Annotated in this window: 12 protein-coding genes; 9 read left to right on the top strand and 3 right to left on the bottom strand. The window is 34.8% G+C overall.

Annotated features, from left to right (window positions below; all coding sequences use genetic code 11):
* The first annotated feature begins 10 nt into the window (after nucleotides 1-10).
* The 9 genes from AC6CH4_RS17880 (at nucleotide 11) to AC6CH4_RS17920 (ending at nucleotide 17,505) form a co-directional block, all read left to right on the top strand.
* Nucleotides 11-1,522, top strand: a complete 1,512-nt coding sequence (locus AC6CH4_RS17880) for a RagB/SusD family nutrient uptake outer membrane protein (RefSeq protein ID WP_498105338.1) — start codon at nucleotides 11-13, stop codon at nucleotides 1,520-1,522.
* A gap of 96 nt (nucleotides 1,523-1,618) precedes the next feature.
* The gene (locus AC6CH4_RS17885; protein ID WP_498105340.1) at nucleotides 1,619-3,028 is read left to right on the top strand and encodes an aryl-sulfate sulfotransferase; all 1,410 of its coding nucleotides are present in this window, start codon (nucleotides 1,619-1,621) and stop codon (nucleotides 3,026-3,028) included.
* A gap of 23 nt (nucleotides 3,029-3,051) precedes the next feature.
* Complete coding sequence (locus AC6CH4_RS17890; RefSeq protein ID WP_498105342.1) at nucleotides 3,052-4,041, top strand: c-type cytochrome; 990 nt, start codon at nucleotides 3,052-3,054, stop codon at nucleotides 4,039-4,041.
* A gap of 42 nt (nucleotides 4,042-4,083) precedes the next feature.
* Entirely contained in the window at nucleotides 4,084-7,092 is a 3,009-nt protein-coding gene (locus tag AC6CH4_RS17895; RefSeq protein ID WP_498105344.1) for a glycoside hydrolase domain-containing protein, read from the top strand.
* Between the two features lie 185 nt (nucleotides 7,093-7,277).
* A complete protein-coding gene (locus AC6CH4_RS17900) occupies nucleotides 7,278-10,373 on the top strand; it encodes a DUF5107 domain-containing protein (RefSeq protein WP_498105346.1) in 3,096 nt (1,031 codons plus the stop codon).
* A gap of 50 nt (nucleotides 10,374-10,423) precedes the next feature.
* A complete protein-coding gene (locus AC6CH4_RS17905; protein WP_498105348.1) occupies nucleotides 10,424-12,598 on the top strand; it encodes a M1 family metallopeptidase in 2,175 nt (724 codons plus the stop codon).
* A 168-nt stretch (nucleotides 12,599-12,766) separates the two neighbouring features.
* Complete coding sequence (locus AC6CH4_RS17910; protein ID WP_498105350.1) at nucleotides 12,767-14,089, top strand: DUF3472 domain-containing protein; 1,323 nt, start codon at nucleotides 12,767-12,769, stop codon at nucleotides 14,087-14,089.
* A gap of 90 nt (nucleotides 14,090-14,179) precedes the next feature.
* Nucleotides 14,180-15,559, top strand: coding sequence for a Gfo/Idh/MocA family protein (locus AC6CH4_RS17915; protein WP_498105352.1), 1,380 nt, complete (start codon nucleotides 14,180-14,182; stop codon nucleotides 15,557-15,559).
* Between the two features lie 86 nt (nucleotides 15,560-15,645).
* Nucleotides 15,646-17,505 (top strand): glycoside hydrolase family 35 protein, encoded by a 1,860-nt coding sequence (locus AC6CH4_RS17920; protein WP_498105354.1) that lies wholly within the window; start codon nucleotides 15,646-15,648, stop codon nucleotides 17,503-17,505.
* A 65-nt stretch (nucleotides 17,506-17,570) separates the two neighbouring features.
* Here the strand turns inward: AC6CH4_RS17920 and AC6CH4_RS17925 are convergent, their stop codons facing one another.
* The 3 genes from AC6CH4_RS17925 to AC6CH4_RS17935 all read right to left on the bottom strand — a co-directional run bounded on the left by AC6CH4_RS17925 (nucleotide 17,571) and on the right by AC6CH4_RS17935 (nucleotide 22,071).
* Nucleotides 17,571-17,972: an OsmC family protein gene (locus AC6CH4_RS17925; RefSeq protein WP_498105356.1), complete on the bottom strand. Its 402-nt coding sequence runs from the start codon at nucleotides 17,970-17,972 to the stop codon at nucleotides 17,571-17,573.
* Complete coding sequence (locus AC6CH4_RS17930; RefSeq protein ID WP_498105358.1) at nucleotides 17,972-20,059, bottom strand: amino acid ABC transporter substrate-binding protein; 2,088 nt, start codon at nucleotides 20,057-20,059, stop codon at nucleotides 17,972-17,974. The genes AC6CH4_RS17925 and AC6CH4_RS17930 overlap by 1 nt, the downstream gene beginning before the upstream one ends.
* A gap of 95 nt (nucleotides 20,060-20,154) precedes the next feature.
* Complete coding sequence (locus AC6CH4_RS17935) at nucleotides 20,155-22,071, bottom strand: muramidase family protein (protein ID WP_498105360.1); 1,917 nt, start codon at nucleotides 22,069-22,071, stop codon at nucleotides 20,155-20,157.
* Nucleotides 22,072-22,103: the final 32 nt, after the last annotated feature.

The following is a 22,103-nucleotide window of genomic DNA, read 5'->3' on the forward strand; positions in this document are numbered from 1 at the left end:
ATTTATTAAAATGAAAAAATATACAATATTATTACTTTTACTTACCGCGGGAGCACAATTTTCGTGCAACCAGGATCTTGATCCTACGGTATATAGTAGTTTGACCAATACCAATGGGTATCAAACAAAGTCCGATGCTATAGCGGCTGTCAATTCTATTTATGGCAGGTTAAAAGGACCTTCGGTAACCGATAACTTCTCTTATTGGGCAACGCGACATTTTGCCTTGACTGATATTGCAACAGATTTAGGACATTGCCAATTTGGTGGAGATCCTGGACAATTGTCATTAGGAACCTGGAACGCCAGCAATGGATTACTAAAAGAAGATTGGCTTGCAATGTATAAGTTGATTGCTAACGCTAACAGTGCTATTTTCAATATCGCACCAATGGCTGGAATTACAGCTGCTGAGAAAGCACAATTTATCGCTGAAGCCAAATTTTTAAGAGCATCTGCTTATATGGATTTAACAGATTCATGGGGGCCAGTAGTTTTAATTACAGAAGCTAACTTAGGAAACCCGGGTTATTTGGATCAGACTCCGCCTTCATCTGTAGAAGAAATTGATGCTTTTCTGGTTAAAGAATTGACTGAAGCTGCTGATGTATTACCTGTTAATTATAAAAATAATGCCATTTATGGTACTAATGATGTAGGACGCGCCACAAAAGGTGCTGCACTTACTTTAATGGCGAAATTATATTTACGTAGTCACGATTGGCAAAAAGTGGTTGCGCTTACCCAACAAGTTATGAACCTAAACGAATATAGCCTTTATCCTTCTTACTTAGGATTGTTTAAAGAAAGTAACAAATGGTGTAGTGAAAATATTTTTTCTTCATTAAGTGATGCCAATACAAACGGAACAGAGTTGTTAAACCATTTTGGACCAGTTGATCACCCGGTTGTTCAAAACAGATGGCAATATTATACTGTAAACTGGGATTTCTACAATACTTTTGGGAATGAAGACGAGAGAAAACAGTGTTTCTTCCCTGAATACGAAGGTATTGATGGTTTAGTACACAAACAAGCACCTTCATTGGGTGCCGAGCCGCCAGCAGGCGAATTTTACATGCAAGATGTATCGACAAGAAAATATGCTGATGACGAAACTACAACCTATTATGATGGTCATAGTGTAAACATTCTTCGGTATGCTGATGTATTGTTAAGCAGAGCTGAAGCCTTAAACGAAATCAGTGGCCCAACTACTGAAGCAATAAATCTTATTAATCAGGTTAAAGGAAGATCACATGCTAAATTATTAGTCTTAGCTAATTACACTCAGGCTACTTTAAGAGATGCTATTTTACAAGAAAGAGGATGGGAGCTTTTCTACGAAGGAAAACGTCGTGCAGATTTGATCAGAATGAACAAATATGATGTTTTGGTAAATGCTTATCACCTTAGAGTTGGTGAAGCTGCATTAATTAAAATGCCTCAAAACAAATATTACACTTATCCACAAAGTCAGGTTGATCTTAATCCAAAATTAAGCAACGCTGACAGACAATAACAAAAAGTTTTAATCAGGAATAGACGTTAAATAGTCTGTCTATTCCTGATTTTTAAACAAAACAAGTACTTTGCTGTTTCATAAAAAGAGTTTCAGATGATCAAAAAAATAATAGTAAAAGGGAGTTTTATTTTGGCATTACTTGCATTGGCAAGTTGTTCTAAAAATCAGGCGCGTATCACTAATATCAATATTGGGACACATAGTAACAACGAATTGAAGATTCAAATCGATGTTACTACGAGTGTCGATGCTCAGGTATATGCCGAATATTGGTCTGAAAAAAAAGGAATAAAAAGCAAAATAAGTTCTCCAATTTCAAAAACAGGTCTCTCCCACTCTTTAGTGCTTTGCAATATTATTCCTGAAACCAATTATAATTTTCAATTGGTTACCATTCAGGGACAGCAAAAAGACAGTAGTAAAATCTATAATTTTAAGTCCAGAAGTTTACCGGAATGGCTGCAAAAGCAATTCAAAGCAAATTGCCCAAAACCGGAACTTTTGCCAGCAAATTTCAAAAAAGGTTTCATGCTTTTAGCAAAAAGAGAAACACCTGGAGTAGCTTATATTGTTGATTACCAAGGCAACTTAAGGTGGTATCATACTGTTGAAGGAACCGGATTTAAAGTAGCTCATTTTACAAAAGACCAAACCATTCTTTCAATACTAGGCACAAATGATGAACCAACAAGTTACGGAAGTGAAATTCTGGAAATTAACGTGCAAGGCGACACTTTAACACATATCAAAAAAGGACAAGGCGATTTCAAACAGACTATTCACCATGAAATTCTAAAAAAGTCGGCTAACGAAATTGTTACTATAACAGTGGATCAAAAAATAATGGATTTAACTTCCATTGGAGGAAAAAAGAACGACACCATAAACGGAGACGGAATCTTGATCATGGACAAAAAAGGAAAACAAGTTTGGAAGTGGAGTGTTTTTGATGATTTAGATCCGATGAAAGATAAAGAGTTACTTAAAACAAAAAAAGACTGGACGCACGCAAACAGCCTGAATTATGATAAAGACGGAAACTTTCTAATTTCATTTTATAACAACGGTCAGATTTGGAAAGTAGATTCAAAAACCGGGAAGGTGATCTGGAAATTAGGAAAAGATGGCAATATAAAAATGGCTGCAGATACTAATTTCTCTCAGGCACATGCCGCACACATTAACACAGATGGAAGTTTAATGTTCTTTGATAATGGAGTGGATAAAAAACAATCATCCGTTTTTGCTTTGAAAGTTGATGAAAAAGGCAAAACGGTAAAACTGGATTTCCATATCAATTTGCCAAGAGATATTTACAATGACAGAATGGGAAGCGCTTATATGATTGATAAGGACGCTATTTTAGTTTGCTGTTCAAAAAGACACATAACGGTTTTAACGAATAAAAAAGGAGTTTTACTTTGGGCTCTAGAGTCTGAAATACCTCCTTATCGTACACAGTTTATTCCGGAAGAAAATATGAAACCATTTCTTCTGAATTAAATAATTGATTAAAATTTTTAGACATGAAAAAAATAATTCTTATTGGTATCTTTTCGGCATTGCCAATTGTTGTTTTCAATTCTTGCAATACTTCAAATTCTCAAACTTTAGCAGAAAAAACTACTGAAGACGAGACTTATATTACGATTGATACATCTAAAATTCCGGACGATCAGTTCGGAGAATCGGTTCGTTATGGAAGAGAATTAATGCTGAAAACGGCCTATTATATTGGTCCAAATGGTGTTAAAGGAAAATATTTAGGCAATAAAATGAATTGTACCAATTGTCATCAGGATGCCGGTACAAAACCTCATGCTTTCAATTTAATGTCTTCACATGACAATTATCCACAATACCGTGGACGTGAAAATAAAGTACTTACACTTGCTGAACGTGTAAACAATTGCATTATGCGTCCGCACTCTGGAAAACCGCTTCCGCTTGACAGCGATGAAATGGTGGCCTTTTTATCTTACTTTAAATGGATTAGTAAATTTGTTCCTAAAGACGGAGATTTCAAAGGAGCTAAAAACTTAGAAATTGAATTCCCGGATGTAGCTGCAAGTCCGGAGAGAGGAAAAGCACTTTTTGTTGAAAATTGTGCCCGTTGCCACGGAAATAATGGCGAGGGAGTTTACAATGCTGACAAATCTGGTTATACCTATCCACCGCTTTGGGGCGAATATGGATACCAACCCGGTTCAAGCATGCACCGCGTTATCAAACAGGCACAATGGTTAAAAAGCAATATGCCTTATGATAAGGTTACAATTGGAAAACCGTATCTGACAGACCAACAAGCATTGGATATTGCTGCCTTCGTAAATGATGACGCGATACATCCAAGACCAAATCCAAAAACATTTGATTATCCAAACAAAATGGGCAAACCCATTGATTACTCACATAGTCCTTTTCAGGACAATTTTACCGAAGAACAACACAAATACGGGCCTTACAAACCCATTATTGCTTACTGGAAAAAAAATGGATGGAAAGCAGTTTACTAACTTTTTAATTACGCATACCCTTTTAACCTGAACATCAAAAAAATGAAACTAAACCTAAAAAACAGACCTCTTTTAAGTAAAGTATTGATTATGTGCCTTTGCATTTTCAGTATTCCACTGGCTGCACAACAAATAAAATATTCGGATGGAAATGACAGCTGGAATCCTAATTTGCTAGGAAACCATCGCGTTGTTGTTGAATTTACCGGAAAAGATAATGTTGCCAAAACCACTATTGAATGGCGCAGAAGAGATGAAAACCCGGAACTTAAAAGAATTATTGTTCAGGATGCGAATGGAAAAGAAATTCTAAACACAAAAACAGAAAATATAAATAGAGAAAACGGTACTATTTTCTTTGAGCCTATTTCAGGAAAAGGAAAGTATTACGTTTATTACATGCCTTATATTGATGAAGGAGACGCTAATTATCCGAAAGGAGTTTATGCAAAACCGGAAAGCAAAGCTGATGCAGCATGGTTATCTAAAATCAAAACGAATTTAAAAGACAATTGTACGGTTACAGAAATTCAGAGTGTAAATGCTTTCAATAGTTTTTACCCAATGGAAGTTATTGCCACTGCAGCAGAAACCAAAGACATCATTGCTAAAAATAGTGGTAATTCCTTTTTAGTTTTCCCGGAAGACAGATTGTATTCTATCCGAATGAAAAATGATTTACCTCAAAGATGGATTCAAAAAGGAGTTCAAAACAGTTTTACTGATACAGCAATGAAAGGTGAATATTTAGCTTTTCAATTAGGAATTTATGCTTTAGAAAATTTAAGCAATGTAAAAGTTCAGTTTTCAGATTTAAAAAATGAAAGTGGTGCTGTAATTTCAGCAAAAAATATTAACTGTATCAATACAGATGGAATTCGTTATGACGCCTCTATTTTTACTGCCACTGTCACTGTTTCAAAAGGAAAAGTTCAGGCTATGTGGTGCGGTGTTGATGTACCGGAAACTGCTGCAGCAGGAACTTACACAGGAAAAGCTACTGTTATTGCTGACGGAAAATCAAAAGAAATCACACTTCAAATAAAAGTAACGAATGAAGTAACTAAAAATGGCGGAATCGACAGTCCTGAAAAAATGACGCGTTTGAAATGGTTAAACTCAACTTTAGCTCAGGAAAATACTGTTATCGCCCCTTATACTCCATTAACAATTAAAGATTCTGAAATTTCTTTATTAGGAAGAAAATTAATTTTAGGAACTGATGGTTTCCCTGCTCAAATTCAGACTTTTTTCACACCTGAAATGACTGTTATCGGTACAAAAGCGAATGATATTTTGAGCGCTCCAATTGCCTTTCACTTTGTAGATGGTGCGGGAAAAGAATCATTACAATGGAAAAACACTGGAGTTAAATTCCTTAAAAAAGAAGCCGGAACTGTAGCATGGGAAAGTGTTTCGACTTCGAAATCGCTTCAAATGGATGTAAATGCATCTATTGAATTTGATGGTTTTGTACATTATACTGTTAAAATTACGGCACTTGAAGATGCTTCTTTTAATGATATCAATATTCATTTACCAATGCAGTCTTCATCAGCAAAATACATGATGGGATTAGGTCAAAAAGGTGGAAATCGTCCTGAAACTTTTGACTGGAAATGGGATGTCGCTCATAAAAGTCAAGACGGAGCCTGGATCGGAAATGTAAATTCCGGATTGCAATTTTCTTTGAGAGATGAAAAATACAGCCGTCCGTTAAATACTAATTTCTACCTGCAAAAACCATTATTATTGCCAACTTCATGGGGCAATGATAACAAAGGAGGAATATCGATAGCGCCAAACCAAAAATCAGTTTTGGTAAATGCTTATAGTGGAGCGCGTACCGTTAAAAAAGGAGATGTTTTATATTATAACTTCAATTTACTAATTACACCTTTCCACGCATTAAACACAGACTTTCAATGGAATACTAAATTCTATCACAAATACAGTCCAATCGATACCATTGCTAAAACTGGTGCTACGGTAATTAATATTCACCACGCAAATGCAATCAATCCGTATATCAATTATCCTTTTATTGAATTTAAAAAGATGAAAAGTTATATCGATGAAGCGCACGAAAAAGGATTAAAAGTAAAAATTTACAATACCGTTAGAGAAGTTTCAAACAAAGCTTATGAGACATTTGCTCTAAGAAGTTTAGGCCACGAAATCTACTCTCCAGGAAAAGGCGGTGGATTCTCATGGTTGCAAGAACACGTTGGCGACGATTATATTGCGGCTTGGTTTGTTCCTGAAATTAAAGATGCTGCCATCGTAAACAGCGGTATGAACCGTTGGCACAATTATTATGTTGAAGGAATGAATTGGTTAACGCAAAATGTTGGTATTGATGGTATTTATCTTGATGATGTTGCTTTTGACAGAATCACGATGAAACGTATCAAAAGAGTTTTGACTAAAGACGGACACCCTGGAATTATCGATTTACACAGTGCGAATCAGTACAATAAAAGTGACGGATTTAACAACAGTGCGAACTTATACATGGAACACTTTCCATACATCAATAAATTATGGTTTGGAGAATATTTTGATTACGAAAAAAATCAACCTGACTTTTTCTTAACCGAAGTAAGCGGAATTCCTTTCGGATTAATGGGCGAAATGTTGCAAGATGGAGGAAATCCATGGAGAGGAATGGTTTACGGAATGACAAACAGAATGCCTTGGAGCCATAATGCTGATCCAAGAGCAATCTGGAAATTATGGGATACATTCGGAATCAAAGGTTCTGAAATGATTGGATACTGGAGTGAAAACTGTCCGGTAAAAACAAATAACGAAAAAGTGTTGGCAACGATTTACAAAAAAAACGGTTCAACCTTAATTTCAATTGCAAGCTGGGCTGATTCTGATGTAAAAGTAAAATTAAGTATCGATTGGAAAAAACTAGGAATCGATCCTTCAAAAGCTACAATAACGGCTCCAGAAGTTGCGAATTTCCAACCTGCTCAAACTTTTACAGCAAAAGATGAATTGCCTGTAAGCAAAGGAAAAGGATGGTTGTTGATTGTTAAATAAGTTTAAAGCTCCAGCGGAGCGTCATATTTATAGCCAAATTATACGTTTGGTAAAAGCTCCAGCGGAGCGTCATATAATAAATGCCACCCCGATGGGGTTCATTTGAAACAAACAATAAATTTCTATAAATATAACGTCCCGCTGGGACTTCATTAAATCTAAAACCACACTAAATAGCTTTCCATATGAAACTTAAACCTTTTTTATCGATTTTACTCTTTGGAAGCCTCTTTGTCACCGCACAAAATAAACCAACCTATAAGGAATATAAAAAAGTCTTTACGACCTATCCGTTTTCAGATCCGGATCTAATTCCAAAACCAGATACAAAAGTGTATCCTTATTTCCGTTTTGATGGTTTTACAGATAAACCGGTTCAAAAAGAATGGAAAGTAATTGAGATCGAAAACGATTATATCAAATTAATGATTCTGCCAGAAATTGGTGGAAAAGTCTGGTCGGCTGTAGAGAAATCAACAGGAAAAGATTTTATTTACAATAATCACGTAATCAAATTTAGAGATATTGCCATGCGCGGTCCGTGGACAAGCGGTGGTGTTGAAGGGAATTACGGAATTATTGGTCACACCCCAAATTGCGCTACTCCGGTAGATTATAAAATCATAACACGAGAAGATGGAAGTATCAGCTGCGTAATTGGTGTTTTAGATTTACTGACACGTACTTCATGGAAATTGGATATCAATTTACCAAAAGACAAAGCCTATTTTACGACGAATTCCTTCTGGTTTAACTCAACTGAATTTGAACAGCCTTATTATACCTGGATGAATACAGGAATTAAGGCATCACAAAGCTTACAATTTATCTATCCGGGACAAAGTTATATTGGTCATAATGGAGAACATAATGCATGGCCTATTGATAAAGCAAACGGCAAAGATTTATCCTTTTACAAAAACAATGATTTTGGCGGTTATAAGTCGTACCATGTTTTTGGTAAATACAATGATTTCTTCGGAGGATATTACCATGACGAAGATTTCGGAATGGGACGATATGGCAATCACGATAATAAACCCGGTAAAAAAATATGGATTTGGGGATTGTCTCAGCAAGGTATGATTTGGGAAAAATTATTGACCGATACAGATGGACAATATGTTGAAGTACAAAGTGGAAGATTGTTTAATCAGGCAAGTGACAGTAGTAATTTAACGCCTTTTAAACAACGTTCTTTTGCACCTTACCAAACAGACGCCTGGACAGAATATTGGTTTCCGGTAAAACAAACTAAAGGTTTTGTAAAAGCAAATAATTATGGTGCTGTTAATATTAAAAATGAAAATGGCTGGCTTAAAATCTACATTTCTCCACTTCAAAAACTAAATGAAAAATTGGAAGTTTTTGATAATGGCAAAAAAGTGTATTCTAAAGATATTGCTTTAAATACGTTGCTGTTATTCAAAGATTCGATTCAGGTTGCTGTTGATCCAAACAAATTGAAACTCGTTTTGGGCGATAATAAACTGGTTTGGAATTCTGCTCCTGAAGATGGAAATCTGGCACGACCTTTAGAAGTTCCGAAAGATTTTGATAATAATTCGGTTTACGGTTTATATCTACAGGGAAAAAATTTCATCAGTTTTAAAGATTATATAAAAGCAGAAGAATTCTTAAGGGACTGTCTTAAAAAAGATCCGAACTACGCTCCTGCCCTTTCTGACTTAGCCGGTTTGCAAATCAGAAAATTAGAATACAAAGAAGCTGTTGCTACGGCGAGCAAAGCATTAGCAATCGATACTTATAATCCTGCAGCTAACTATTATTACGGTCTTACAAATCTTCATTTAGGAAATACAACAGATGCAAAAGACGGTTTCGATATTGCTGCTGCAAGTGTTGAATATCGCAGCCCTGCTTACACTGCCTTGAGTAAAATTTATTTTGCAGAAAACGATCAGGCAAAAGCAATTGAATATGCTGAGAAAAGCTTGTTAAACAATCAGAATAATTTGGAAGGTTTACAATTGCTAGCGGTGATCTATCGTCTCCAAAATAAATCTGAAAAAGCACATTCTATCTTAGATAAAATTAATGAAGTTGATCCTTTAAATCATTTTATTGGTTTTGAAAAATTCCTTTGGAACAATTCAAATGCTTCAAAATCAGATTTCACTTCATTAATTCAAAATGAAATGCCAGAGCAGACTTATCTTGAATTAGGTATTTGGTACCAGCATCTGGGCCGCACGGAAGAAGCTGCAAAAGTTTTTACGGTGGCGGCTCCAAGTGCTGAAATAATATATTGGAAATCATTTTTAGAAAACAAAGCAGTTGATTTAGGTAAAATTCAACCCGGAATTAGTTTTCCTTTCCGCGGAGAAACTGCCAAAATTTTGGAGAAACTGATTAAGACGAATGATCAATGGCAATTGAAATATCATTTGGCTTTGATTGAGTGGAATCGTAATAACATTTCCAGAGCTAAAGATTTGTTCTCTCAATGTGGCACAAAACCAAATGATCCGGCTTTTTATGCTTCTAAGGCTTCATTGTTCAAAGATGATTCTCAATTGGTTGTAACGAGTCTTCAGCAGGCAATCAAATTAGACCCTCAAAGCTGGAGATATCCAAAGTTATTGGCTGAACACTATATCATCCAAAAACAAAATGATAAAGCAATAGCGATTATAGAACCCTTTTACAAACGTAATACTGAAAATTATGTGGTGGGAATGTTATACGGTAAAACGCTTTTACTGAATAAAAAATATGCAGAAGCAGATGCCTTTTTAACCAAACTGAAAATTCTTCCTTTTGAGGGAGCAACAAGTGGAAGACAATTGTATCACGAAGCTAAACTGATGCAGGCTTTGGCACAAATGAACAATAAACAGTATAAAAAAGCACTGCAATTTATTAGCGAAGCAAAATTATGGCCGGAAAATTTAGGTGTTGGAAAACCATACGATGAAAATATCGACGAAAGATTAGAAAACTGGTTAGATTATCAATGTTACACCAGCCTTGGTGATACTGAAACGGCTAAAAAATCATTACAAAAAATCGTCACTTTTAACCCAAAAATCGATAATACGGTTATGAATTTCTTACCGGCAAATCAATTGGTTTCGGCTTGGGCGATTGAAAAAACTTCTTCACCAAAAGAAGCAGAAGAATGGCTTAAACATCAGGCAGAATTATATCCAACAAATAAAATTGTTCAATGGAGTTTGGAAATGTATACGAAAAAACAATCTACTATTTTAACTGAGGATGAAAAAGATGGCGAAGTTAGAATTATCGAAAAACTTTAATCTGAAAACATTCAATCATCATCAAAAAACAAACTTTATAAAATTATAAAATGAAAAAAGCTTTTTTAAAATATACGGTTTTTAGTCTCATCGCTATAATGGGGCAAAAAATGGAAGCACAAAATACGGATCAAAACAAAGATGAATTAACGGCTTACAGAGTTACTGCTTTAAAAGTTCATGATTTGGTTCATACCAAACTAGACGTTTCATTTGATTATGGAAAACGTCATTTAAACGGAAAAACGTGGATTACTTTAAAACCTCATTTCTACGAAACAGATCAGCTTACCTTAGATGCGAAAGGGATGGAATTCAAAGAAATTGCGATCATTGACGGCAAAAAAACTATTCCATTAAAATATACGCAGGACAGTGAGCAGGTTTTTATCACCTTAAACAGAAAATATAAAAGCACTGAAAAATATGTTGTTTACATTGATTACATAGCAAGGCCGAATGAGCTTAAAACAAAAGGCGGTGAATCTATGACCGATTCAAAAGGATTGTATTTTATAAATCCTGACGGAAAAGAAGACAAACCGGTACAAATTTGGACACAAGGAGAAACAGAAGCATCATCAGCATGGTTTCCTACTATTGACAAACCAAATCAGAAAACAACTTCTGAAATCGCAATGACGGTAGATTCAAAGTATACAACACTTTCTAATGGAAAATTAACATCTCAAAAAGACAATAAAAACGGAACGAGAACAGATACATGGAAAATGGATCAGCCAAATGCGCCCTACTTGTTTATGATGGCAGTTGGAGATTTTAAAGTGTATAAAGATTCTTATAACGGTAAAGAAGTAAGCTATTATTTAGAGCCTAAATATGCACCTTATGCCAAACAGATTTTCTGGAAAACGCCAGATATGATGAACTTTTACAGCAAAATGCTGGGAGTTGAATATCCTTGGCCAAAGTATTCTCAAATTGTTTGTAAAGATTATTTTGGAGGTGCAATGGAAAATACGTCTGCCACCGTTCATGGAGAATATGTCCAAAAAACAGAAAGAGAATTATTAGACGATAATCAGGAAAGTACTATTGCTCACGAGCTTTTCCACCAGTGGTTTGGAGATTTAGTGACTGCCGAATCCTGGTCAAATTTAACCATGAACGAATCTTTTGCCACTTTTGGAGAAGTGCTTTGGCACGGACACGACGCTGGACAAGATGCTGAAGACAGATCGCGCTATGAGAAGTTGCAAAATTATTTCCATTCTCAGAAAAATGGTGACAGCCCAATTTTAGCTCGTTTTCACTACAAAAACAGAGACGATTTATTTGATAATATCAGTTACTCAAAAGGTTCTATCATTTTATATGCAATCAAAAATCAAATGGGCGACGAAGCTTTCTTCAAGTCGTTAAATTTGTATTTGAGTGAAAATGCCTATAAATCTGGAGAAACACACCAATTGCGTCTGGCGATGGAAGAAGTTACCGGAAAAGACTGGAGTCCTTATTTTAACCAATGGTATTATCAGAGTGGAAATCCAATCTTAAATATTGAATACGGGTATGCCAATGGAAAAGCTACAATTGCTGTAAAACAAGTTCAGGAAAGTACAGTACAAACATTTAGTCTTCCTTTAAAAGTAGATTATTATGTGAACGGAACAAAAATCAGAAAAGAAATTTTAATTGATCAAAGAGAACAGAATTTCAGTTTTGATATTCCATCTCAACCTAGTTTCGTAGATCTTGATCCTGATAAAATCTTAGTGGGACAAGTTATAGACAACAAAAAAATAGCGGATTATCTATACCAATACAAAAATGCTCCAACTTATTATAACCGAATCGAAGCGATAAAATTTGCTACAAAAGATAAAAGTCATGAAGCTCAGCTTATTCTTTTAGCCGGATTAAAAGATCAACAAGATGATTTGCGAGTGCTTAGCATCAAAGCAATTGATTTGGGAGATAGCCAAATCAAAGAAGAAGCAATTAAAACGTTGCTTGATATTGCTAAAAATGATAAAAAAACGATTTCCAGAGCAACTGCCCTTATAAAATTAGCTTCAACTGGTGATGCCTCTTATAAAGCATTAATGGAGGAAAGCGTAAAAAATCAATCGTATAATGTAATTGCAGGAGGTATAATTGGTTTGACAAAATTTGCTCTGGCGGAAGGAGAAAAAGCATTATCATCATTGGATGAAGACACGAAAAAACATGTCACAGCATTAATTAAAAAGTTAAGTAAATAAAAACAACTTACTTTTTAAGCAATCGAATCTTATATTCTAAAAATTAGTAATTAGTATGTAGGTGAATTTCAATTCAAAAATTTTAATTATTTAGAATTGTTTGTTTTTGAAGCCTCTCTAATTTGGTTCATTAGAGAGGTCCTTCAAAACAAACTCATTATCCATCAAATGAAAAATTTATTTTACTTCTTTCTTGCTTTAACATTAGTATCATTTTCCTGGGCGGATAGTGCAAATTTGTCATTTAAAAATCCTACTATCGAAAATCCAAAAATGGAAATTTCACTTCCTTTGGCAGGAAATGCTTTTAGCTCCAAACATATTGACGGAAGCAATACCATTACAGATAATGGAATTGAAAACTGGACAGATTCCAGCGAATATTTCACAGCTTATTTTAGAGTTTCAAAAGCTGGAACTTTTCAAATTACGGTTGAAGAATCTGTTGAAGTTTTTGGCAAATCAGAGCTTGAATTTTCAATAAACAAAGAATCAAAAAAAGTAAAATTCACAACTTCAAAAAAAGCAATAATCGTTGGAAACTGGAAAATCGATCAGGAAGGTTATGTGGCAATTAAAATAAAAGGAATTAGTAAATCCGGAGATCGTTTTCCGTCTATTAATCGCCTTACTATTTCAAGTACAGATTACGATGGAAAGATATCGTATGTACCAAATGATGAAGGAAATTTTTATTATTGGGGACGTCGCGGTCCATCAGTACATTTAAACTATCAGGTTCCTGAAAGTACAAATGCCGAATGGTATTATAATGAAGTGACAGTTCCTAAAAACGAAGATAAAATTGGTTCCTATTTTATGGCCAATGGTTTCGGTGAAGGTTACTTTGGAATTCAGGTCAATTCAGCAACCGAAAGAAGAGTTTTATTCTCCGTTTGGAGCCCCTTTTCAACAGATGATCCCAAGAGTATTCCGGATTCGCATAAAATTAAAATGCTGAAAAAAGGGGAAAATGTTCATACCGGAGAATTCGGAGATGAAGGTTCAGGTGGTCAAAGTTATTTGAAATACAATTGGAAAGCGGGAACAACTTATAAATTTCTTTTGAGAGGAATCCCGGAAGGAAATAATGCTACTACGTACACTGCCTATTTTTATGCACCGGAGTTGAATAAATGGCTTTTAATTGCAAGTTTCAGTCGTCCTCAAACAAGTACGTATTTAAAAAGATTTCATTCCTTTTTAGAAAATTTCATTCCGGAACAAGGCGATTTATCGCGTCGTGTTTTATTCAATAATCAATGGATTTGTGATGAAAACGGAAATTGGTCAGAGATTAATACTGCACGTTTCACAACAGACAATACAGGTGCAAAAGAATACAGAATGGATTTTGCCGGCGGACTTGAAAAAGATTCTTTCTATTTAAAAGACGGTGGATTTTTCAACAATTATACTATTCCAAAAACAACATTTACAAGACCTTTAAACAATAAAAAACCAGAAATAAATTTTGATAATTTACCTTAAAAATTAACCATTCAAAAGCAAAACAACATAAAAAACAATACTAGCAGATAATATTAAGTTATTATCATTTCAAACAAAATTAAATCACTTATGAAAACTACTTTTTTTAAATCCACAATAGTTCTTTTTCTTTTGTTCGGATGGACAATAGCATCGGCACAAATGATTAAAACCAAAACGCCTGCTCGTCCAAAAGGTCAACAAGATGTTTTGCGTTTGGCGACAGCACCACTTCCAACAGTTCGTGTAGCTTTCATCGGGCTTGGTATGCGTGGACCGGGAGCTGTAGAAAGAATGACACATATTCCGGGAGTAGAAATCGTGGCACTTTGCGATATGTTAGAAAAAAATACACAATCGGCAAATGAAATTTTAACCAAAGCCGGACTTCCAAAAGCTCAGGAATTTTTTGGGGATGAAAATGCCTGGAGAAAAGTTACAGCACTTCCAAATGTTGATTTAGTATACGTTGCTACAGATTGGCTACATCATGCACAAATAGGCGTTCAGGCTATGAAAGATGGAAAACATGTGGCTATTGAAGTTCCTGGTGCTTTGACTATGAAAGAAATTTGGGACTTAATTGATACTTCTGAAAAAACCAGAAAACACTGTATGCAGCTTGAAAATTGTGTTTACGACTTCTTTGAGTTAACAACTTTAAATATGGCACAACAAGGTTTATTTGGAGAAATTCTTCATGCTGAAGGGTCATACATTCACGGTTTACAGCCTTTCTGGGGAGAATACTGGAACAACTGGAGAATGGATTACAATATTAAACACCGCGGTGATGTTTATGCGACACATGGTATGGGGCCAGCGTGTCAGGCATTGAACATTCATCGTGGTGACAAAATGAATTTCCTTGTTTCTATGGATACAAAAGCGGTGGGAAATCCCGCTTATATCAAAGAAAAATCAGGTAAGGAAATTAAAAATTTCAGAAATGGAGATCACACTATGACTATGATTCGTACTGAAAATGGAAAAACAATTCAAATTCAGCATGATGTAACTTCTCCGCGTCCTTATAGCAGAATGTATCAATTGAGTGGAACAAAAGGTTTTGCAAACAAATACCCATTAGAAGGTTATGCATTGGACGGAAAAGAGTTAAGTGATGACGTAAAACCAAATCACGAAAAATTAAGCGCACATTCCTTTGTTCCTGAAGAAGTAAAAAAAGCTTTAATGGAAAAATACAAACACCCGATGGTAAAAAATATCGAAGAACAAGCCAAAAAAGTCGGAGGTCACGGCGGAATGGATTTCGTAATGGATTATCGATTAATTCATTGCCTTCAAAAAGGACTTCCGTTAGATATGGATGTTTACGATTTAGCGGAATGGTCTTGTTTAGGGCCATTAACCGAAATTTCGCTTGACAAAGGCTCTGTTCCTGTAGAAATTCCGGATTTCACTCGTGGTGGTTGGAACAAATTACAAAAATTAGAGTTTTCAGAATAAATATTTATTGGTTAGTTAAGTCAGGCAAGAGAGCACAATTTATAAGATGCTCTCTTGTTTATTTACCCGTCATTAATTTAAAAAAAATGAAAAAAGTTTATCTTCCACTTCTGGTTTCCTTTCTCCTGTTATCTTCGCTTTCGGCACAACAAAAACAAACATTTGCTATAAGCGATGGAAATTTTTTATTGAATGGAAAACCGATCCAAATCCATTCAGGTGAAATGCATTATTCCCGAATTCCACAACCTTATTGGCGTCATCGTCTACAAATGATGAAAGCTATGGGATTAAATGCAGTAGCAACTTATGTGTTCTGGAATTATCATGAAATTAGTCCGGGAGTTTGGGATTTTAAAACAGGTAATAAAAACTTAGCAGAATATATTAAAACCGCTCAGGAAGAAGGATTATTCGTGATTTTACGTCCCGGTCCATATGTTTGTGCAGAGTGGGAATTTGGAGGTTATCCATGGTTTTTGCAAAACGTCCCAAATATGGTGATCCGTGGAAATAATAAGGAATATCTAACCGCTACAAAAGCCTATTTTACGGAGTTGTACAATCAGGTTGCAGCTTTACAAATTACTAAAGGCGGGCCTATTATTATGGTTCAGGGTGAAAACGAATTTGGTTCGTATGTAGCCCAACGTAAAGATGTTTCGCTTGAAGAACATAAAAAATACAGTTCGGCTGTCTTTCAACAATTAAAAGATGTTGGTTTTGAAGTTCCATTTTTCACTTCTGATGGAAGCTGGCTTTTTGAAGGTGGTGCTTTGCCGGGCGCTTTACCAACAGCAAACGGCGAAGATGATGTCGTAAAATTAAAAGCGGTAGTAAATCAATTTAATAATAATCAGGGGCCTTATATGGTAGCCGAATTCTATCCGGGTTGGTTAGATCATTGGGCTGAACCATTCCCAATACAAAAACCGGAACAAACCGTTCGTCAGACTAAAAAATATCTGGATAATCAGGTTTCCTTCAACTATTATATGGTTCATGGTGGTACTAATTTTGGTTTTACTTCAGGGGCAAATTATGACAAAGAACATGATATTCAACCTGACATGACCTCTTATGATTATGACGCACCAATTAGCGAGGCCGGCTGGGCAACACCAAAGTATAATGCTTTAAGAGAATTATTAAAAACACCAGAAACGCCTGCTGTTCCAACAAAAATACCGGTGATTACGATTCCGAATATTACTTTCACTAAAACAGTAGATTTAGCCGATTTAAAAGCTAAAATTAATCCGGTCATTGAAGATACTCCGCAAACATTCGAACAATTAAATCAAGGTGACGGTTATGTTTGGTATAGCAAAAAATTCACACAACCCATCAGCGGAAAATTAGAATTGAACGGATTGCGGGATTATGCGATCGTTTATGTGAATGGAAAAAAGGTTGCCGAATTAAACCGATATTACAAAAAATACGATTGTGAGATTGAAGTTCCTTTTAATGCCACCTTAGATATTATTGTTGAAAACATGGGACGTATTAATTACGGTTCACAAATTAACGCTAATAATAAAGGAATTATAAGTCCGATAATTATCAATGGTCAAACGATTACGGGAAATTGGGAGATGTATCAATTGCCAATGAATAAGGAACCGGATTTGACTTCTTATAAAAATTCAGGAAAAGCAAACCGACCGACTTTATATCAGGGAACTTTTAACCTAAATAAAACAGGAGATACGTTTCTGGATATGCGTGATTGGGGTAAAGGAATTGTTTTCATCAACGGAATCAATTTAGGAAGATACTGGAGCGTTGGGCCACAACAAACATTGTATGTTCCGGGATGCTGGCTTAAAAAAGGCAAAAACAATATTGTAGTTTTTGAGCAAAAAAACGAAAAGATTCAAAAGGAAATAAAAACTACTGCGACACCAATTCTCGAAGATTTAAAAACAGAAACTGCACAATAGAACTTTTATAAAAAGCAAAAGCCATTCACCGCACAGTGAATGGCTTTTAAATATTTATTAGAAAATTACTTCCAGTTAAAAGTAACTCGTTTTTCAATTTCAGAGCTTAGACTTAGAAATACCGGGCAAGTCATTGCTGCACGTTCCAAAATTGTTCTGTTTTTTTCCCCTTCAACACCTTGCATTTCAAAAACAATTTCGATAGCACCAATTCTTCTTGGTTCAGCATTCATTATTTTAGTCACTTCAGCAGTCGAATTAATAAAATCTACATTCAAATCTCGCGCCTTGATTCCCATAATCGTCATCATGCAACTTGCTAATGCATTCGCAACAGTATCTGTTGGAGAAAATGCTTCCCCTTTTCCGTTATTATCTAGTGGTGCATCTGAAATGATTTCGCTTCCTGATTGCACATGAATTGATTTTGTTCTTAAATCACCTAAATAGGTTACTTTTGATGTCATTAGTTTGCTACTTTTAAAGTTAAATCTGAGTCGTAATATAAAATGTACACCCCTTTGTTGGCGTGTCCTCCATCTTCTTTTTTATAATATTGAAATTTATTGTCAACTTGTTCTGTTGTCATTAAATCTGCCGTTTCCTGATAGGTTTTTCCTTGTACCAAACGCATCATTGTATCAAAAGTAACATCAAAACCACGAGTTGCATACGTATTTGGATTCACTTTATTTTTCAGGCGATATTCTTTTTCAAAAATTAAAACTCCCGCTTCATCACTTTCACGCGTTACTGACGGATACATTAATTTCAGTTTAATTAAGTTTTCAAAACTAATTTCATCTGTATCAAGTGTACTGTTTGGTTCTAAAATTACCAATTGCACCTGACATGATTTTTGCGCATCAAGCAAAGCTTTTATTGTCGTTTTAACCATTGCCGTATTTCCGGTTTCCATTACCACATAATTCATTCTGTTCGGCAATAACAAGCTTTTTAAATTGGCAACGTCTAAACCTCCGGTTTCTGTTAACGCAGCAAAAACAACACCTTTCTGATTTTGTTTGATGTAATTAGTAACAGATTCTTTTTTCTTATCTACAACAGCTACAATATTTCCGTTTTTAGCGCGCATATAATCAAAAACAGCGTTTCTTACCACGTCATTTGTTGGTATTGACTGATATAAATTATCAATTGGGTTCGCACTATCTTTTGATAATGGTGAAATCACAGGAACATTATACAAGCGTAATGAATTAGCCGTTGTTTCCGCATTAGTTTGATAAAATGGTCCAATCACAGCATTGGCATCCTGCAATTTATTCTGAGCAATTAAACCCGAAACATTCGATGCTGTTTTGGTTTCTCCTGAATCATAAATAGAAACATCAATTGGTAATTTTAAGGTTTTAGCCGAATCGATTGCCATCATTGCTCCTGAATAAAAATCCAGCGTCATGTTCAAAAATTTATCATTTTTAATTTTATTAGCCGTGCTTGTCGTATCAAATTGCATTTTAGCTAAGTTAAATGGCAATAATAAAACCATTTTTTTACGTTCCGTTTGTCCTCTTTTTTTAGTCAGTTCAACCACTTCCGGAGCTGCTGAAACGGTCTCCGATTTTACCTTTTCTAAAATTTTAATACCTCCACCTGTATTCTCAACTGGTTTTTCAATTGATTTCTCGATTGCTTTTTCAGCTGGCTGAGATTGTACAATAATTGGCGTTGGTGCCAAATATCCTGATGGAACTTTTAAAACCATTCCTTCTTTTACTCCTTCAGAAAGTGCCGGATTCAATTCGGTTAATTCTTCCTGAGTAATATGAAACGTTCTGCCTAAACTATAAAAAGTCTCTTTCGGTTTTACCTGATACTCCATATAAGTAGTTACTTTTCTTGGCGTTTCTGAAGGTTTGGCAGCATGTGAAACCGGAGTCGAATTTTCTGTTTTTGGTGCTGTTCCTTTTATAGTCAATCGAGATCCAACTAGCAAACTAGAAATTATTTCCGGATTGCGTTTTTCTAATTCTTCAACTGTGATTCCATATTGTTTAGCAATTCCAAATTTAGTTTCTTTTGCTACAACATCATGATACACATATTTTTCAGGTCCTTTTTCTTTAGTAATTTTTGCCGAAGCTGAACTAGCTTTTGGAGTGCTTCCTTTTGCAGGAATTACCAATTTTTGACCAATTTGAACTCCTGTTTTTTCAAGACCTGGATTTGCTGCTTTTAAAGCTTCATCAGAAACACTGTATTTTTTTTCTATACTGTAAAAAGTCTCTTTTGGCTGAACTTCGTGTGTTATTTCTTTTGAATTTGCAGCATTTTTTGCGCCAATTGCCTCTGTTTTACCCGTAGCAATTTTACTAACATTCGTCGGAATTAATAAAACCGTATTGGGTTTCACACCACTTCGTGCATCCGGATTTAATGCATAAATATCATAAGGCGTAATCTTAAATTTTACGGCAATCTGGTTAATAGTTTCTCCACTGGAAACGGTATATTTTATCACTTTTTCCTGCGAAAAGGCAGAACAAGTAACAAAAAACACAAGGGATAATAAGGCGAAATAATATTTCATAATATGGCTTAAACAATTTAATTTTTAATTCAAAAACAAGATACTAATTTTGTTCCAAGCAAGATTCAGGCCACTTGTTAATTTTTTTCCAATTATTACCTAAGATCAATTTCTGCCTTAGCAATAATAATATCTTTATATAACTCATCTTCCTCCTTTTTCTTGCATTTATATAAAACTTCTTCCATATTTTGGTATCTGTCTGAATAAACATAATACGAAAGACTGTTTATATTAAAGAAAAAACTAGCGTTAAAATCCCCGGAATCAATAAGTTTCATAATCAACTTATCTCTCGGTATCGCATCGGTAAATATACCTAAAACTAAGTAATAGCCATTTGAAACTTCTTTAAGATTATCAAAAACTTCCACTTTTATTGTTTTATCATTTTTAAGTGGATTTTCCTTTAATTCTCGTTTCATCTCTTCCAAAGAAATTGCTTTTGAACCTTCATCAGAATTGGTTTTATTTTGATTTTTTAAAGCATCGGCCTGATATTTTTTCAATTTAATCAAAGCCAGTTTATCGTCAAATTGTCGGGCTTCCATACTGTAAAATGAAGCTTTACTAATATGTCTTTTAACTTCGATTTTTTTCTGAGTATCTAATGAATCAATCTTGGCGATTAAAAGCTGATTTTGTGCATCACCTTGCTCCTGCTCTATTTTATAATGTTTAATTTCTTCTAAAAAAAGACGTTTCTGCAATGAAGTTGAAGGCTTAATCTTTTCGCTTTCGCGGATTTTCTTCTTGTATTCCTGATTTTCTTCAACAGCAATTCTTTCTACCTTATTCATTAAACCTGCATAAGCTTTTCTGTTTTCAGCCAGTTCCTTTTTTAATTGAGAAGATAATTCACTTGTTTTTCCGATGCTTTCATACGATTGTTTTTCTAATCGTTTTGATTCATCAACATTCAAAACATCCATTCTTTTCAAATCAACCAAATCATTATTCATCGTATTGACTAATGAATCTAATTTGGCCATTAAAATATCCTGCACATTTTTATTGGCTTCTAAAACCAATCGCAATTTTTCAACCGAATTATCTTTAGAGCCATTCATATCATTCAAATTAACCTTCAAATCATTGATTTTTATGATTTTCTGATTCATTTCTTTCTGAACAACAAGCCTGTCTTTTAAATCATCAAGCTCAACTGTTTTTGCTTTTGTTTTTTCAACTACAACTTGTTTTTCGGCAAGAGCCAGCATCAATTCTTCACTTTCGTTTGTTGGTTTAATTTCTTTTGTATTGATAGCCAATTTATTGCCAACAACCAATCCGTTTACAATTTCAGGATTTTGAGATTCTAACTGATCAATTGAAATACCATATTTTTTGGCAATCGAAAATTTGGTTTCCTTTGCTTCAACAACATGAAAAATCGTTTCCTGATTGATAACACGAACTCTTCCATCCAATGTTTTTCTTTTATTTGGAATTGAAATAGTCTGACCAATTTGCAAGCCATTTTGAAGCAATTCTTTATTCCCATTTTCAAGGTCCTGAACCGAGACATTGTATTGTCTGGCAATACTAAATAATGATTCTTTAGCAACTACCTTATGGCTTACTTTTAAAGAGGTTGCAATTTCAATTTTTGGGAGATTTCCACCGTTTTGCGGAATTACTAATTCCTGACCAATTTGAAGTCCGTTAGCCAAAATTTCAAGATTTGCGTTCTGGATAGCATCAACCGTAACTTTGTATTGTTTCGATATGCCGTAAAGCGTTTCTTTTGCAGCAACGGTGTGGGTAATTTGTTGCTTTTGATTTTGTTTTTCTGTGGAATGGACTGGGATTTTAAGAACTTGACTGTCTTGGATTCCACTTTGTGATTCAGGGTTGAGTTTGTAAATTTCGTCAACAGAAACCTTATATTTTTGGGCAATAAAATATGCAGTTTCTCCTTTTTGAATTTTGTGCTCGATAATTGAATCTTGTGCAGTTATTTTGTTAAAAGACAAAACAAAGACAAGAGAAATCGTTAAAAGTTCTCTCATAAATAGTAGGTTTAAAAAATTAAGGCGTTACA

The organism is Flavobacterium sp. GQ95, assembly GCF_059758655.1.

Bases quoted from the DNA above. Each gene is read 5' to 3' on its own strand.
- AC6CH4_RS17880 (WP_498105338.1), top strand. From the start codon at position 11: ATGAAAAAATATACAATATTATTACTTTTACTTACCGCGGGAGCACAA.
- AC6CH4_RS17885 (WP_498105340.1), top strand. From the start codon at position 1,619: ATGATCAAAAAAATAATAGTAAAAGGGAGTTTTATTTTGGCATTACTT.
- AC6CH4_RS17890 (WP_498105342.1), top strand. From the start codon at position 3,052: ATGAAAAAAATAATTCTTATTGGTATCTTTTCGGCATTGCCAATTGTT.
- AC6CH4_RS17895 (WP_498105344.1), top strand. From the start codon at position 4,084: ATGAAACTAAACCTAAAAAACAGACCTCTTTTAAGTAAAGTATTGATT.
- AC6CH4_RS17900 (WP_498105346.1), top strand. From the start codon at position 7,278: ATGAAACTTAAACCTTTTTTATCGATTTTACTCTTTGGAAGCCTCTTT.
- AC6CH4_RS17905 (WP_498105348.1), top strand. From the start codon at position 10,424: ATGAAAAAAGCTTTTTTAAAATATACGGTTTTTAGTCTCATCGCTATA.
- AC6CH4_RS17910 (WP_498105350.1), top strand. From the start codon at position 12,767: ATGAAAAATTTATTTTACTTCTTTCTTGCTTTAACATTAGTATCATTT.
- AC6CH4_RS17915 (WP_498105352.1), top strand. From the start codon at position 14,180: ATGAAAACTACTTTTTTTAAATCCACAATAGTTCTTTTTCTTTTGTTC.
- AC6CH4_RS17920 (WP_498105354.1), top strand. From the start codon at position 15,646: ATGAAAAAAGTTTATCTTCCACTTCTGGTTTCCTTTCTCCTGTTATCT.
- AC6CH4_RS17925 (WP_498105356.1), bottom strand. From the start codon at position 17,972: ATGACATCAAAAGTAACCTATTTAGGTGATTTAAGAACAAAATCAATT.
- AC6CH4_RS17930 (WP_498105358.1), bottom strand. From the start codon at position 20,059: ATGAAATATTATTTCGCCTTATTATCCCTTGTGTTTTTTGTTACTTGT.
- AC6CH4_RS17935 (WP_498105360.1), bottom strand. From the start codon at position 22,071: ATGAGAGAACTTTTAACGATTTCTCTTGTCTTTGTTTTGTCTTTTAAC.